Origin of the sequence: Streptomyces ipomoeae 91-03, from assembly GCF_000317595.1 — a bacterium.
Lineage (GTDB): Bacteria > Actinomycetota > Actinomycetes > Streptomycetales > Streptomycetaceae > Streptomyces > Streptomyces ipomoeae.
This window is the reverse complement of record NZ_AEJC01000426.1, coordinates 1-16452: the sequence shown is the minus strand read 5'-3', so window position 1 is coordinate 16452 and position 16452 is coordinate 1. Positions and strand designations below refer to the sequence as shown.

10 protein-coding genes are annotated in these 16452 nt (G+C 69.8%); 6 read left to right on the top strand and 4 right to left on the bottom strand.

Going from position 1 to position 16452, the window contains the following annotated elements:
• The first annotated feature begins 27 nt into the window (after positions 1 to 27).
• The 5 genes from STRIP9103_RS28355 (at position 28) to STRIP9103_RS28340 (ending at position 7287) form a co-directional block, all read left to right on the top strand.
• Entirely contained in the window at positions 28 to 3078 is a 3051-nt protein-coding gene (locus STRIP9103_RS28355; protein WP_063747325.1) for a lantibiotic dehydratase, read from the top strand.
• The gene (locus tag STRIP9103_RS28350) at positions 3075 to 4226 is read left to right on the top strand and encodes a lanthionine synthetase LanC family protein (protein WP_009326102.1); all 1152 of its coding nucleotides are present in this window, start codon (positions 3075 to 3077) and stop codon (positions 4224 to 4226) included. The genes STRIP9103_RS28355 and STRIP9103_RS28350 overlap by 4 nt, the downstream gene beginning before the upstream one ends.
• Before the next feature lie 22 nt (positions 4227 to 4248).
• Entirely contained in the window at positions 4249 to 5205 is a 957-nt protein-coding gene (locus STRIP9103_RS47160; protein WP_009326099.1) for a thiopeptide-type bacteriocin biosynthesis protein, read from the top strand.
• Positions 5206 to 5668: 463 nt separating this feature from the next.
• Positions 5669 to 5803, top strand: a complete 135-nt coding sequence (locus tag STRIP9103_RS52865) for a hypothetical protein (RefSeq protein WP_009326104.1) — start codon at positions 5669 to 5671, stop codon at positions 5801 to 5803.
• A 323-nt stretch (positions 5804 to 6126) separates the two neighbouring features.
• Positions 6127 to 7287 (top strand): helix-turn-helix domain-containing protein, encoded by a 1161-nt coding sequence (locus STRIP9103_RS28340; protein ID WP_078614072.1) that lies wholly within the window; start codon positions 6127 to 6129, stop codon positions 7285 to 7287.
• A gap of 6 nt (positions 7288 to 7293) precedes the next feature.
• Here STRIP9103_RS28340 and STRIP9103_RS28335 read toward each other — a convergent pair whose 3' ends face one another.
• The 4 genes from STRIP9103_RS28335 to STRIP9103_RS28320 all read right to left on the bottom strand — a co-directional run bounded on the left by STRIP9103_RS28335 (position 7294) and on the right by STRIP9103_RS28320 (position 15954).
• A complete protein-coding gene (locus STRIP9103_RS28335; RefSeq protein ID WP_009326100.1) occupies positions 7294 to 7635 on the bottom strand; it encodes a hypothetical protein in 342 nt (113 codons plus the stop codon).
• A gap of 512 nt (positions 7636 to 8147) precedes the next feature.
• Positions 8148 to 12146 (bottom strand): FxSxx-COOH system tetratricopeptide repeat protein, encoded by a 3999-nt coding sequence (gene fxsT / locus STRIP9103_RS28330; protein ID WP_009326101.1) that lies wholly within the window; start codon positions 12144 to 12146, stop codon positions 8148 to 8150.
• A gap of 85 nt (positions 12147 to 12231) precedes the next feature.
• Positions 12232 to 13473, bottom strand: coding sequence for a TIR-like protein FxsC (locus STRIP9103_RS28325; RefSeq protein ID WP_009326098.1), 1242 nt, complete (start codon positions 13471 to 13473; stop codon positions 12232 to 12234).
• Between the two features lie 207 nt (positions 13474 to 13680).
• Positions 13681 to 15954, bottom strand: a complete 2274-nt coding sequence (locus STRIP9103_RS28320) for an FxsB family cyclophane-forming radical SAM/SPASM peptide maturase (protein WP_234022323.1) — start codon at positions 15952 to 15954, stop codon at positions 13681 to 13683.
• A gap of 207 nt (positions 15955 to 16161) precedes the next feature.
• On the opposite strand from STRIP9103_RS28320, the gene STRIP9103_RS28315 reads away from it, so the two are divergent.
• Positions 16162 to 16452, top strand: a 291-nt coding sequence (locus STRIP9103_RS28315) for a triphosphoribosyl-dephospho-CoA synthase (RefSeq protein WP_048821137.1), incomplete at its 3' end; no start/stop codon positions are given.

Here is a 16452-nt window from a genome sequence, read left to right as displayed (position 1 = left end):
CACCACAACGAAGAAGGAGGCACAGCCATGTACCACGCAGTCGACGCGAGCCTGATCCGCGCATCCGTCTTCCCGCTGACGGCTCCTCTGCCTCCCTGGCCCGACTTGAACAGCGACGCCCCCGATGACGTCGAACGCCGACGCGAGTGGATCAACCACGTCTGGGCGGACGACACCCGGGCCGCCGCCATCGAGTTCGCCGCGCCGCTCCTCGCCGCCGCCGTCCGCGCGGTGCTCACCGCTGACCGGCCACAGCCGCGCGCCGTGCGGCGCACCACAGCCTCGCTGGCCCGCTACCTCCTGCGCATGCGGCACCGCCCAACCCCGTTCGGGCTGTTCGCCGGGGTCGCGCCCGTACGCATCGAAGGCCATACGGCGGCGGTGGCGTGGCGCACCGAGCATCGTGCCTTCGCACGGGCCGACGCCGAGTGGTTGGACGAAGTCATCACCACCCTGGAGGCTCACCGCGAGGTGTTGCCGCGCCTGCCCGTCGTGGTCAATCCCACGTGCACTGTCCGAGGCACCCGAATCACCGTCCCGCACCAGCCGGGCACACATGGCCCCACCGACACGGCACTGCGGCGCACCCCAGCCGTGGAAACCGTACTCGCCCTGGCTCGCACCCCGATCACGGCCGGCGACATCGTGGCCAAACTCCATGGGGAGTACCCGGAAACCCCGGCCACGGTGATCGAGGACATGGTGTCCAGCCTCGTCGCCCACCGCGTCCTGCTGACCAGCCTCCATGCCCCCATGACGTGCGACGACGCCCTCGGACACCTCGTATCGCAACTCCATGCCACAGGAGCGGGCGCTGCACCATGCAGTGCCTCGACGACCACCGAACTACGCGAGATCCACCAGCTCCTCGCCCTCCACGACGCAGCTCACCACGACGAACAGCAGCCCCTACGGGCGCAGGCGACCACACGGATGGCTTCCCTCGCCGACACCACCACCCACACCCTGGTGGTGAACGTGCGGCCCGACTGCGACATCGTCCTGCCCGCTGCCGTCACGCGGGAGGCGGAGCGTGCCTTGGAGGTCATCTCCCGCATCTCGCCGTACCCGAACGGCTCTCCGGCATGGCAGGACTACCGCACACGGTTCCTGGAGCGCTACAGCATGGGCGCGATGGTCCCCTTGCGCGACCTCACCGATCCGGACACCGGCCTCGGCTTCCCCGTCGGCTACCGCGGCACGGTCCTGAAGCGACCCGTACTGGCCACCACTCGCCGCGACGAACACCTACTCGCCCTCGCTCAGTCGGCGGCCCTCAACGATCAGCGCGAAGTCGTCCTGACCGAGCAGGACATCGAGGCCATGTCGTTGGGGGAGCCAGCCCAGGTACCCGCGCACGTCGAACTGTGCTTCACCGTCCTGTCCGCTTCACTGAAGGACCTGGAGCAAGGCCAGTTTGAACTGGTCACCGCCGGGCTGTCTCTCGCGGCCGGCACCACAGCGGGCCGCTTCCTGACCATGCTGGACCAGCCCGACCGTGACCGGATGACCACCGCGTACGCCGCCCTGCCCACGCTGACCGCCGACGCCGTACGGGGACAGGTGTCCAGCCCTCCGTTGAAGCTTCCGACCCGCAACGTCGGCCGCGCTCCAGCCGTCGTACCGCATGTTCTCTCGGTCAGCGAGCACAACCCCGACGCCACCCTCGACCTGGACGACCTCGGCGTCGTAGCCGACTCCCAGCGCCTCTACCTGGTCTCCCTCTCCACCGGCCGACTCGTCGAGCCCTCGGTCATGAACGCCGTGGAACTCAGCAACGCCACCCACCCACTGGTCCGCTTCGTCAGCGAGCTGCACCGCTCCCACACCGCCATCCTCACCCCCTTCGCCTGGGGCGCGGCGGCCCGGTTGCCGTTCCTGCCTGAAGTCCGCGTCGGCCGCACCATCCTGTCCACCGCCTGCTGGCGACTGAACGCCCACGACCTCCCCGACAACGGCCGCGACTGGATGTTCCGTTTCACCGACTGGCGCATCCGTTACGGCGTACCCCGCACCGTGTACATCGGCGGCAACGACCAACAGCTCCGCCTCGACCTCGACATCACCGCCCACCAACAACTCCTCCGTAGCGAACTGGACCGCCACGGAGCCGTAGCGGTCCACGAAGCACCCGGCGAGACAGCATTCGGCTGGCTGGGCCACGCTCACCAGATCACCGCGTCCTTCGCCTCCGACCAACCCCCTGCTCCAGCCCCCGCCCACCGCACGGCGACGGTCATCAGCCGGAATGCCGCCCGTCTGCCCGGCGCCGGTGATTGGGCGTACCTGAAGCTGTACGGCAACGCCGACCGGGCACCCGAACTGCTGACCGCGCACCTCCCGCGCCTGCTCCACGACGGGGACGCCGACGCACTGACGTGGTGGTTCACCCGCTACAACGACCCCGACAGCCACCTCCGGCTACGGCTCCGCCTCCCGAACCCGAACGCCTTCGGTGAGGTGGCGCGGCAAGTCGCCGCCTGGGCAGGTGAGCTGCGCGCGGAGGGCCTGCTCCAATGTATCCAGTGGGACACCGACGAGCCGGAGACCGGCCGCTACGGCACCGGCCACGCGCTCACCGCAGCCGAACAGGTCTTCGCCGCAGACTCCGCCGCCACCCTCGCGCAGATGGCCCTTCCCATCCACGACAGCCTCCGACCCGCTGTCACCGCCGCCAGCTTCGTCGACATCGCCGACGCCTTCCTCGGCTCCCCCGCGGACGGACGGGCATGGCTGACGACGAATCTCCTGAAGAACGACGGCGAAGCCACCACCCGCGACGTACTCTCCGCAGCCATCCACCTCTCAGCCCCAGGCCCCGACCATGCGGCCCTGCGAGCCTTGCCCAACGGTGAGCACCTCGTCACGACGTGGGCACGGCGCCGCACCGCCCTGGCTGCCTACCGCCAGGCTCTCGAAGCCCACGGTGCCGACCATGCCGCGGTTCTGCCGTCCGTCCTGCACATGCACCACAACCGGGCCGCCGGCATCGACCCCGACAGCGAAGCCATCTGCCGCCGCCTGGCCCGCGCCGCCGCCCTTTCCTGGACCGCAAGAGAAGAAGGAGCCCTGCGGTGACCACCGCTCCACCCGCCCCGAACACGGACGCCGCCCTCCGGCAGTCCCTCGCCCGAGGCTCCCTCGGCATCGCCCTGCTCCACGTCGAACGCGCTCGCCAGGGCACCGGCTCCTGGGAGACCGCCCATCAGCAACTCACCGACATCGGCCCGCTCCTGGACGGCAACGAAACCGGCCTGTTCCTCGGCGCGCCCGCGATGGCCTACGTCCTGCACTGGGCCGCCGACGTCGACAGCGACCGGTATACCGGCGCCCTGCAGACTCTCGACCGAATCGTCGCCGCCCACATCCGACGCCGGCTGGCAGCAGCACACGCCCGCATCGACTGCGGCGAACCGACCACCTTCGCCGAGTACGACCTCCTGCGCGGCCTGACCGGCCTCGGCGCCCTCCTCCTACGCCGCGCCCGCGAATCCGACGAACTGAAGGGCGTACTGGAGTACCTGGTGCGCCTGGCCAAGCCGCTCCCCACCGCCGACGGGCGAACCCGCCTGGGCTGGTGGGTGAGCCACAGCCCCGTCAACCTCAGCGCTCCCACCCCCGGCGGCCACGCCAACGCCGGCCTCGCCCACGGCATCACCGGCCCGCTCGCCCTCCTCGCACTCGCCAAACTCCGCGGTATCACCGTGCCCGGCCACGAGAAGGCGATGCTGCGGATCTGCCGCTGGCTGGACCAGATACGAGTGAACGACCACCGAGGCACCCGCTGGCCACGCTGGATCACCGACACCACCACCGCGCCCCCACACCTGGCCGCCCCCTCCTGGTGCTACGGCACCCCCGGCCTGGCCCGCGCCCAACAACTCGCCGCCCTCGCCCTGAACGACCCCGACCGCAAACGCATGGCCGAACGAGCACTCCTCTACTGCCTGGCCGACCCCACCCAGCTCAACCAACTCACCAACCGCGGCCTGTGCCACGGCCTCGGCGGCCTACTCCGCGTCCTCCAACGCGTCACCCAGGACGCTGACGAACCACGAGCCTTCATCCACCACCTGCCACAGCTCACCGAACGCTTCCTCACCACCGAACCCCCAACCGAGACCGGCTTCCTCAACGGCTCGGTCGGCGCGACCCTCGCCTTCCAGAACATCCAAGAAGGCACCCTCCCAGCCAGCGACTGGGACGCCTGCCTTCTCCTCATCTGACGTGCCACCGAAAGGGATCGGGATGAACCTGCCCGACAGCAGCAGCATCGAGCAGGCCATCCTGGCCGTCCTCACCGGCACCCCGCTCACGGAAGCCGCCGCCCGAGCGCAGACGTCGCCCGAACATCTTGCCGAGGCCACCGAGCGCTACCGCGACGCTGGCCGGTCGGCACTCGACCCCCAACTCAGCGGCTGGCACCAGGTGAACATCAAGTTCACCGACTACCCCACGGCGGAACGAACCTTCCGCGCCTATCTCCTGCCCGCCTTGCGCACCGGGCCGATCGGAGCATGGTGGTTCGTGCGCAAGTACCCCTGCTGGCGTCTACGCGTCCAGCCGGGCCCGGGTACACGGATGGAGGACGCCGTCGCGCACCTCACTGAAGTACTCGACAGGGCCCTGTCCTGGGGCGTCGCCAAGCGGTGGTGGCCCTTCCTGTACGAGCCGGAAACCATCGCCTTCGGCGGCCCGTACGGCATGACGCTCACCCACACCCTGTTCCACACCGACAGCGTCGGAATCCTCGACTACCACCAGCACCAGACCGACAGCACCAGCGGGCTCCCCGGCCCTAAAGAGACCTCCCTCCTCGTCACCACTCTGCTGCTGCGTGCCGCCGGGCTGGAGTGGGGCGAACAGGGAGACGTATGGGGACAGGTCGAAACACGACGCCCACTGCCCCCAGACGTAGACCCCGACCAGGTCAGCACCATGGTGGCCCCGGTACAGAGACTCTTGACGCTCGACGCCGGCCCCGCACTCACCGACGGCCCACTCACGCCGCTCGGGTACTGGGTGACCGGCGTGGAGCGCTCCGGCCAAGCCCTCGTAGACGCAGCACGCACGGGCAACCTTCACCTCGGCCTACGCGGCATCCTGGCCCGGCACATCCTCTTCCACTGGAACCGGATGGGCTTCACCACCCGCCAACAGGCCATCTGGGCACGAGCTACCCGGGAGTCGATCCTGGGAAATTGATCTCTAGGAACGGGGTGTCGGGGAGACTGCGCAGGCACCGGGCGGACAGTTACGACGAGTGCGGAACCCGGTTCTCCGTTAGCCACACCCGTACCGTGACCCGTGCCCCTCGTCCGGTACACGCGATTCCTCCTGGCAATCAAGCGACTTATCGGGAGCCAGAGGGCTTCACGGAGCCTTCGGTTATGACTGACGCCTTGTCTAACAGAGGCAGTAGTGGCCCATTTCCCGACTACCCCTGTCTGTTTGTCAGGTGAGGCTCCGACCGGCTGAGAGCCCCTCAGGTAGTCCAACACACAGCTGATTTCGTTGTCAGAGAGGGTCTGCGCGCGTAGAAAAGCGCCCCCACCCGTGTGGAGCAATGGGCTGTCGTGGTAGCCGCTAGGATGGTGCCCACCTCCTTCCCGTCAAGGGGCCGATCGGCTCCGATCGGGTCGACCGAACCCGGGAAAGGAGGACGGCCATGTCGGTCCCCGACTCGTCGAAGGGCGAGAAGGACCCCGACAAGAAGACGTTCCGCCGGCGGTTTGTCGAACTGCTGCTTGGCGCGGCTCTCACAGCCGCGCTTCGCGCATTGTTCGAGAAGCTCTGGCAGTAACGAAAACGGTCCCGGCTGCGCTAACAGCCGAGACCGCCTTCTACGGTCGGACGACAAGGTGCCGTGTGCTCAAACCGTGGCTGGGGAGGGCATGCGGCATCTTGGTTTTTAGCTTGACGGACTGCGCAACCCCCAAACCTGAGTCCCCTCGGGTTGCGATCCTGCAAGTCGTGGTCCCCAGCATGGGGACTCCACGGCCTTCTGCCAACCATCTTTTGATGCTCAACAGTACCTAACGCCGGGTTCCGCGTACACTTCGGCCGTGATATCACGCGTTACGCGTACATCACGTTGCGCTTTAACAGTTCCAGCGACAGTCAAGGATGGCCATGACACGGGGTGTCACGGGCTTCGACGGTGCGGCCCTGCGAGCCGCCCGCTTGAGTGCGAAATGTGAAGAACATTCACACGTTCTGACGGCGTCGTGTCTGGCACGCAGGGTCGGCACCTCCAAGGCCCTGGTCCTCAGCTACGAGCACGGCCGGAGTAGTCCCTCCCCCCAGCGCTTGGCGCAACTGGCCTCGGCGCTCAGGGTGCCAGCGACCACCTTGCTGCGTGAAGGAGCCAAGCTGTCCGATTTGCGTGTGGCATCCGGGCTGACGATGAAGGACCTCGCCGCTCGTCTGGGGCTCGCGGTGAACACTTACCGGCGTATCGAGCGTGACGGTGTTCTACCTAAGCGCCGCCCAGGAGTGCTCTGGGATCTGGCCGACGTGCTCCGTGCCGACTACTCCAGGCTACGGAAAGCACTTCACGAGATACCAGCCGTACAGAAGCGTCGGCGGGCCGCCAGCCGTCTGCTGGGCGACGTTACCGAGCGGGCGGTAAGCCGGGGTCCTTTCGTCCCCGTGGAGGACACCTCCCCCGAGGCGCAGTTGCTGGCGATGCTGTACAGGGCCCGGCCAGCCGCAGTGAGTCAGCTCATGAACATTTACCTGATGGACCTACGGCAGCTCGCCGCACAGCAAGCACAGGCTCAGGTGCGGCTCGACTACACGACGGCTAGCAGCAGGTGGACTCCCCACTACGAGGCCGAAGTGATCAACCTGCGACAGGAGATCACGGAAGCCCAAGATCGGGGCCCCGAACTGCTGGAGCAGTACCTGACCAATCCCATGCCACAGCAGTGCTGGTATGTCTTGGCCCAGCTTTACGCCGCTGGCCCGGGCGGTGTGGAGTCTTCGCTGCTGGACACGGCAACGGTCGCTTCGCTGGAGAGGATCTTCGACTACTACCTCATCGAGAGAACCCTCACCGGTGTCAACCTCTCAACGCCCGGCGTGCTTTTCTTCACCGACACCCTGCCCTACTACCGCGCGATCTACCCGATGCAAGGTGTCATCCGCCCGGACCCGCAGCACTATGGCTGGCCGCCGGTGCACCGCCTTACAGGCGCCCGTCGCCGCCTGCGCACAGCACATCTCCTGGGCCATGACCCGAATCCCTTTTGGAGCGACACCTCTCGTCCGCCGGGTCGTCGGTGACGTGGCTCACTGGCCAACATGCTTCATCAACGCTTCCCAGAGACCGCTGTCGAGGTCGTTGATCTCAGCTTGAAGCCCTCGGACGTCTCCGTCTCCGCTGCCGATCTGGTCAAGCATGCTGTGGATGTTCCACATCAATCGGTGAGGCATGACTACTTCACGCGGAGGTCCCACTGCGCCAGTCGCTGGGACGCGCCACCCCAGAGTGATCTCGGGATCCTGCTCGTGAGTGATCTCTTCAACGGTCGTGTCGGACGTGGCTCCAGCTGCCTTTGCCTGGCTGATGAACTGCTCAAGCAGGCCGATCGTGACCGGCCCATCCCAAGTGATCTCGATGTTGAGTCCCATGCCAATCCCCTCCTCATGGCGAACCAGCGCATATCCAAGCAGCCTCAAAATATCTTCGGCGCAGTGCCCTCCGGGGCAGTCTCAGAGTTGCGAGGAGGCAATGGATCGGGGCACATCCAGGGCACAGCGCAACGGAAAGCACTGCGGACCAGTGAGAACCACCGAGCGTAGTTTTCCCTGGTCCGCAGCGCTTTCGCGATGAACCCTCAGGTCGGCCCCCGCCCCGCTTCATTTGATCCTCAAGTGGAGAGAGGACGCACCGCTCGTGGCGGTATAGCGCCCACGCTCTGCCGCCCACACCTGCCACCGACGCCCTGCCACCCACGCCCTGCCGCCCACACCTGCCACCGACGCCGTGCCCGCCCACGCCTGCCACCAACGCCGTGCCCTCCCACGCCGGCCCGCCCTCGTCGCGGCAGGCCTCGCCACCACCCGGCCACAACGTCCACGCGGCCTGAACGCAACCCCGGTACCCGGCGCCGGATCCACATCAGGTGCGGCTCCAGATCCCGTCAGATCTGATGCGGTTCCAGATCCCGCCCGACCCGGCGCCAGCCCCGTACCGAGGCCGTGACCGAGTGGGCGCTGCCCAGCAGTTGGGAGAGACGGGTCGCGGCCTCGCCCTGGAGGCGTACGGACTCCTCCTGGCGGCCGGTGTCCCGCAAGGTGATCGCGAGGTTGGCCGTGCCGACCAGCACATCGGGGTGGTCCGCGCCGAAGCGCCGGCGCAGGCTCTCCACGGCCTGCCGTTCCCAGTGCTCGGCCCGGTCGTGGTCGCCGAGGTCGGCGCAGGCGTTGGCCAGGTTGAGCCCGGCGGACTGAACGGCCGGGTGGTCGTCCCCGAGGGACGCGGCGAGGGCGTCGCGGGCCTGCCCGCTCAACTCGGCCGCCTTCTCGGCGTCACCCAGGGCCCGGCTGTACATGGCGAGGTTGTTGAGGCAGTACATGGTGAACGGGTGCTCGGTGCCGAACGAGTCCCGGTATCCGCCCAGCACCTCCTCGACCTGCCGCACCGCCCGCGCGGCCCCGTTCTCCAGGTCCGTGGCGAAGTAGTCCGCGGCGAGATTGAGACCGCAGGCCAGGACCTCGGGGATGGTGCTGCCGTAACGGTCGTGGAAGCGGGCGTACGTCTGCCAGGTCTCCTCGGTGATCCGCAGCGCCTCGGCGGTACGGCCCGCCTTGCGCAGGGAGACCGCGAGGCTCTTGTCGGCCTGCAGCACCTCCGGCACCCCCGGGTTGAATACCTGCTCGAACCCTTCGCGTACCTCGCGCAGCAGCTCGGCGGAGGTCCGGTAGTCGCCGAGATCACGCAGGTCGCGCGCGTGGAGCGCCTTGGTGGCCAGGGTGTACGGATGCGTCGGGCCCAGCAGGGCGGTGCGGCGGCGGACCGTGTCCTCGTCGAGCCTGCGGGCGGCCTCGCTGTCACCGGCCAGCCGGAGGTCGATGGCGAGGTTGTTGGCGGCGAACAGCGTACGCGGATGGTCCTCGCCGAAGACCTCCGCGAAGCCCTGGTGGATCCGGGTGTCGAGCTCCAGGGCCTCCTTGAAGCGGCCCAGCGCCCGGTAGTCGGCGGCGACGCTGCCCGAGGCGATGAGGATGCTCGGATGGCCCTCGCCGAACAGCCGACGCCGGCCGTCACGGGTGCTCTCGTCCATGGCGACAGCGGCCTGATAGTCGCCCTGGGCGCGCAGCACGTTCGCCAACTGGAAGCGCAGGTTGAGGATCTGCTCGTCGTCCCGGTCCCCCAGCGCGTTGGTCCACAGCTCGTCCAGCTGGGTGGCCAGGGTCCGCGCGGCGTGCAGTTCGCCGCGTTTGCCCAGGTAGCGCACACGGTCGACCATCAGCTCGCGCGGCCCCTCCTGAGGGCACTCCCGGATGTTCGACGGCGTCAGATGCGGCCAGATGACCTCCAGCGCGTGCCACTGCGCGGGATCGTCCACGGCGCCCTCGCTGGGCCGGGCGGCGGCGAGGATCTGGTGCACCTCGTGCATGGTCTTCATGTACTGCTGATCGTCCAGACCGTCGCGCACCGCCGCCTGCACCAGCCGGTGCACCTGGATGGAGTTGTCGGCGGAGTCGACCTTGGCGAGGGCGAAGCGGTTCAGGGCCTGGGTGACGCGGCCGAGCATGTAGCGGGCGCGCAGGTCACGGTCGTACGGCAGCAGGGCCTCGATCATGGCGTCGCTGCTGATCAGGGACATCGAGATGGGCTCGGCGGCGAAGAAGGCGCACAGTTCGAGGAGCCGGGCGGCGGCCGGGGACTCCTCGCGCAGCCGGGCGATGGAGATGTTCCAGGTGGCGCCGACGGAGGACGGGTACTCGACCGCGTCGACGGCCTCCTGCACCGACAGCACCCGGGTGGACTGCTCCCGCAGCTGCTCGATGTACTCGTGCACCGGGGTGGCCGTCGCCTCCAGCCAGGCCGCCGCGACCTCCACGGCGAGCGGCAGGTCGCCCAGCGCGTCGGCGACCCGGTCGGCGTCGTCCTCCCGCAGCCCCGGCACCCGGCGGCACAGGTGCTCCACGCTCTCCTCGCGGGTGAAGACCTCCATCTCCAGCGACTGGACCAGCGTCGAGGCGGGCCGGGCCCGGGTGGTGACCAGGATGTGGCCGTAGACGTGGTCGGGCAGGGGCGCGGTGTGCCCGGGGAAGAGATGGATCGCCTTGTCCAGGTCGGGGACGTTGTCGAAGATCAGCAGCCAGCGCTCGCACGGGTCCCCGTGCCTGAGGGCGGTCATGGCCGCCTCGGCCGCCTCCGCGACGTCGTCGCCGACGGGCAGGTCCAGCTCCTGGGCGAGCGCGGCCACCTTCGGCAGGACCAGGTCGGGCTGCTCGGCGTCGATCCACCACACCAGGTCGTAGTCGGCCTTGAACCGGTGCGCGTACTCACGGGCCAGCTGGGACTTGCCCACCCCGCCCAGGCCGTGCAGGACCTGCGGCAGCCGCTGCCCGGCACGGCCGCTGACCAGACGCTCGCGCAGCCGGTCCAGGATCGGGGAGCGGCCGGTGAACCACGGGTAGCGGGGCTGCACGTTGGAGATCCGGGTCCCGGTGTTGGGGAAGCGGGCCCCGTCGCCCGGCGGCGCGGGGGGCACATCCGGGTGGTCGAGGCCGGTCAGCAGCGCGGTGTACGCCCGCTCCTCGTCCAGCCGGCTCAGGTCGATCGCGCCCCGGCCGGACTGCGGCAGGCTGAGCCGGACGTCGTCGACGCGCACCGCCACCGGCCGGTTGCGCGGCTTGCGCCCGCCCGCGCGTACGGCGTCGTCCCAGGCGCGGCGGGCCCGCCGGGAGTTGAGGAAGGCGGGGGAGGCCACGGCGAGCAGCCGCTCGGAGCTGTCGGCCGACTCCTCGCCCCCGGCGCCGTCCTCAGCGTCGTACCGGGGTATGGAGTCGACGTCCTGCGGCAGTGCCCGGACGTCCATGGGCACGACCTCGAACCCGGCGCCCCGCAGCACCGCCTCCAGCCAGTCCACCCACATCCGGTCCTCGGAGACGTGGTAGAGCACCAGCCGGGAGACCGGCAGCGGGCGCCGCCGGGTGTACGCGGCCTTGTACCGGGCCCGTTTCTCCTCGCCGATCGAGGGCAGCCCGGTGACCCTCCCCTCGGTGATCACGGAGGTGATCCGCTCACAGGCGCTCAGCATGGAGTTGGCCGTCTTCGGTGGGTCGCCGAAGGCCGCCAGGATCTCCTCGTAGGCGTAGTACGGCTGGTAGAGGACTTCCATCGACGCCCAGTAGTCGGCCCGCCGCTCGGCGTCCAGGCCGGTCGGCAGCCCGTCGAAGCGCTCCTTGGCCAACGCGCGCCCCGCGTCGAGCTTGTCCTTCTCGCCGAGGTCGATGCGCATGGCGAGCGGCAGGATGCGGATGCCCTTGTGGGCGAACCGCTCCCTGATGTCCTGGGCGACGGCGGCGGCGCCCTCGATGCTCTGGCCGCTGAGGGTGTAGCAGACGACCAGGGTGTTCGGCATCTGCACGGTGCAGATGTCCGCGAGGTCGCTGAGGCCGGTACGGCTGTCGATGAGGGTGTAGTCGTAGTGGCGCCGCATGTCGGCGCGCATCGCCTCGAAGAACTGGCCGCCGCCGTAACTGGCGTAGAAGCGGTCCCAGTCCATGTTGCCGACCAGCGGATAGTCGTCGTGCCGCCGCCCGGCGGACAGGAAGTCCAGGCTGCCGCCCTCGGGGAACGTCCAGTCGAGGCTGAGCGCGTGCGGCCGGACCCGGGCGTGCCGGCGGTGCCAGTCCGGCGCCCGGTCGGGCAGGTCGCGCAACGCCTGTCGCCGGTAGTCGTCGATGAGGTTGCTCAGCCCCGGAGTCGCCCGCAGCATCGCGGGGTTCAGAAAGGGGTGGAAGAACTTGTGCAGACCGGGCGCCTCCAGGTCCCAGTCGACGGCGAGGACACGGTGACCGTTGGCGGCCAGGATCCACGCCACGTTCGCGAGCGTCATGGTCCGCCCGGTGCCGCCCTTGTACGAGTAGAAGGTGATCACCGTGCCGTTGCGGTTCTCCGTCATGCGCCTGCCGTCCTTAGCCTGAAGGCCCTGCTCCTGCCGTACGCCACCGCTCGCACGCCCCGCTGACCCCGGGCGCCGGTCGAGGTCACCCGGGTCCCCTCAGCCGTGGCTGCGGTAGGGCCGCTCCCGCCGGCGGATGGGTCCGCGCGTGTGCCTCGTAGGAGGCGACGGCCTGTTTGACGGCCGTCTGCAGTTCGTTCTCGAAGGCGTCCAGGGTGCGGATGCCGCCGTTGAGGGTGCGGTGGCCGCTGCCCTCCGTCGTCCGTGAGGCCAGGGCCCGCTCCGTGAGCGCCGTCAGCCGCCGCTCCCGCTCGGGGGGCCCGATGTCGTGCTCGCAGCGCGGGATCATCACGCTGATCCACGGCCGCTGTTCCTCGCCCAGCCGCTCCAACAGCTCCCTGCCCCGGGCGGAGTTCAGCGCCCACCGGTCGACCAGCAGCAGCCCGGGTGCCCGGGGCGGTCCGGGATGGAGCATGCGCTCGACGTCCGCCTCGAAGTCGCCGACGTTGACCTTGTAGTCCATGGTGCGCACGAGATCGGCCGCGTGTTCGGCCAGCGGCCGGGCCGACGCCGGGTGGTACGGGTTCCAGTGGCGCGGCAGATGGCCGTAGTAGCCGGGCTCGCGGCCCGCGGGCAGATCGGTGCGGGTGCAGGCGAGGACCGAGATGTCGAACTCCGGCGGATGCCAGGAGGCGCCGAACGCGCTCGGCAGCGACTCGTACTCCGCGTAGATCTGCCCCTCGTGCAGCTCGGTCTGCCGGGCCACCCGCACGATCTGCTTGGCCAGCTGGTACACCGCCCGGTCGTACTCGTCCCGGAGATAACGGAGCTTGGTCAGCCCGTAGAACCCCTCCTCCGCGTAGTCCTGGCCGAAGGACACATGGTTGAACTGCAGTTCCTTGGCCGCCAGCGGTAGTTCCTCGGGTTCCACGGGCACCCATAACGCCGGGATGATCGCGTGCTCCCGGGACGGACCGCCGCGCGCCCAGTAACTGATCTGCCGCTGCGAGAAGGCCCACCACTCCCGGCCGCACTGCTCGCTGAGGAAATACCGCGGCGAGTACAGCGGCACGAACACCTTGCAGCGCGCCAGGTTCTCCGACAGCTCGTCCGTCCACCGGGTGCCGACGGCCATGCCCTGATCCAGGAACCCGGCCCGCGCGCCACGCGGCAGGTCGGTCATCTGCATGATGTGCGCGCACAGCCCGTCGTAGAGCTTCTTCACCCAGATGTTCGGATCGGTGTCACCGGCGTCGTTCCGCGGGGTGTGCGCATAACTCAGGAAGAAATAAGGGTTTCCATCACCCTTGGCCGTATGTCCTCGCACCCGTGCCCCCCGATGCCCGGTGACTTTCCTCAGTGTAGGAAGGCGGCAGGGGCAGGTGGAATATGACGAACAGGGTGGACTACTTGACCCCGGGTGGCTGCCGGACCCCTTGAGGGGCGCGGGGCGGTATGGATGTGCGGCTCCGCTGCGTGGCGTGACCAGCCGCATACGACCCGCAGCCGCCGTACAACGGATCCCCTACGGCGCTCAGTTCTCGTACGCCCCCACAGCCCGCCGATGCTCCTCCGCGACCCACCGAGCCGCCTGGAACGCCTCTGCGCTCACCTCGTCCCCCGCCAACGCCCCTCGCATCCCGGCCACGAACCGCTCCCCGACCCCGGTAAGCGCCCCTGACCCCGCCAGCGTCTCAATCGCCTCCCCCGTCTGGTCCCGCCACCGAGAGAACTGGACCTCCGCCTCGAACCCGCCCCCACCCCGCCACCGGGCCCGCCAGAAGTCGACGACGGCGAGATGGGCGTACGTCCCCTGCAACAACCCCTCCAGCGGCCGGGGATCGGGCCGCCAGGGCGCGTAGAACAACCGCTCGCACGCAGGGTCGTGAAGGTCGACGAGATCCAGTACGGCGCCCAACTTCACATGCTGGAACTCGTGCACCAGCAGCAGCGCGAGCGCCTCCGGCGTGGCCGGCCGGGCGATGGCGACGGCCCCGAACGCGTCCCGCGCCGCCGAGCTGATGTCGGCGCCCGAGCCGGAGGGCGACAGCGGGGTCACGACCCGCAGCCCGGCGGCGATGCCGGGCGCGTACGCGGGCAGTTCGCGACGGATCCAGGCCCACGCGGCGGCCAGGTCGGCCCGCCACGCCTCGGCCTCGTCCTCGGTGAGTCGGGGGTGCGCCGCGTGCCCGTGGCAGTCCCGTAGGGGATCGGTGTCCTCCACCGCGACGGCCCACCCGTGCAGCTCGAACTCCCGACGCCGCCGCCAGGCAGGGTCATCGGCCCCCTTCCACGCGTCCGCGCCCACCACGACCCGCTCGACGTCGTCGTCCACGGCCAGCACCCCCAGCGTCGGCAGCCGCAGCACCCCGTCGTCGACCGGGACGGTGACCTCGACCGGGCGCCCGGCCCGCAGCGCGGCGGACGCGGCGATCTCCGCGACCCCGCGTACGGCGGCCTCCCCGGCCCCGGCGTCGCCCCGCAGACACCGCAGGGCCCAGGAGCGCGTGTACGGGTGGGCCAGCACCGTGTCGACCGCCTCCGGCGCCTCCTCGTCCAGCACGGTCAGCGCGCCCCACGCGGCCTCGCCGAGCGTGTCGTGCGGGGCGTTTCGCCAGACGTGGGCCAACAGTTCGCGCGACAGGGCGAGTTGGTGGCGGGCCAGCAGCTCCACGGTGGCGGTGGAGCCGAGGCCGGCGGCGAGCTCGTCGAGCTGCTGCGCGGCGATCGGCACCCTGGCCGACCGCTGCCCCGCCCGCTGCCCCGACGACGGCTGTGACGACTGCCCCGACGACGGCCCCGGCGACTGTTCTGACGACGGCTCTGACGACTGCTTTGACGACTGTCCCGGCATCTCCCGCTCCTCGATCCCGGTGATGAGGCGCAACAGGTCGGAGCAGTACACGGACGGGTTCCGGAACCCGCCACCGGTTCTGTACCGGTGGGCGTAGAGCCCACCGCCGCAGGACCGCACGACGGGACAGGCACGGCACTGGTCGGACAGTCCGTCGAGCCCCTGCTGCCGTGCCACGACCCCCGGATGCGAGGCCACCTCGTCCAGGGAGTGGGTGAAGACGTCGAGGCCGGTGGCGGGGGCGCCGTCGTACGCGGTCTTCAGGGAGTCGGCCTGCTCGAACGTCCCGTCCGTCTCGATCACGGCGAGGTCGGCCGGGGACAGCCCCACGGACTCGGTGAGGCTGCTGCCGCCACGCAGGGTGCGCAGGACGGAGTCGAACAGGCGGACGTCCATGGGGCGGCCCTGCGCGGTCCAGCGGTCGTGGACGGCGAGCAGCCAGCGGGCGTACGCCGTGCCGTCGACGTCGTCGGAGGGGCGCGGCGGCGGTGTGTCCCAGGTGGCGTGCGGGAGGAGGAAGTCGACGCGAGGAGGCCGGAGTTCGGCGAGCGCGTCGTAGACGGCGACCGGGTCGTTGCGGACGTCGATGGTGCAGAGGATGCCCGCGAAGAGGTGGCGGTAGCGGGGCCGGTTGAGCAGGGCGATGCCGCGCAGGACCCGGTCGTGGCTGCTGCGCCCGTCGGCGTAGCGGCGGTGCAGGTCGTTGGCGGCCTTGTCGCCGTCCAGCGAGACGCCGACCTTGATGCCGAACTCCGCGAACAGGTCGCAGAACCGCTCGTCGAGGGTGACGGCGTTGGTGTGGATCCGCAGATCCAGCTCGCACACGCCGCTCAGCGCGGCGGTCAGTTCCTCGGCGGCCCTGCGCAGTCGGGTCCGGCCGGCGAGGAGGGGTTCACCGCCGTGCAGGACGACGTGGACGGTGTCGAGACCGTGGGCGGCGGCGTGCTCGGCGATGCGGCGCGCGGTGGTGCGCAGTACGTCGTCGGAGACCGCCGTGGGCTCGACCTCGCCATCTACCCCGACGCTGAGAACACCGGCGCCGGGGGCGGTGGTGGCGGCGAGGGCGGTACGCCCCCGTCGGGCGAGCCCCCGACGGATGCCCCGTCGGACGCCGCGACCGACAGCACCTCGTCTTCGGCGTCTGCCTCGTAAGGTACGGCCATGAGCAGCCGCGAGGACGAGACGCTCGCGCAGGCCGCGGTGGCCGCGCTGACATGGCAGTTGGAGCTGGCCCCGAAACCCGGTCTGCCCGACCCGCGCGACCTCGGAGCCCGTGTCACCCGGCAGGACCACCGTGCCCTGCGCTGGTCGGCGAAGGCCCTTCTGCCCGGCCTCGCGGCCATGGCCGCCTGCGCCCGCCGCAACGGCGCCGCCACGCCCGAACTCCGGGCCGAGCTCGGCGCGATCGGGCGCTGCACCGAGCACTCTGTGCAACTCGCCGGGGGCGGTCAT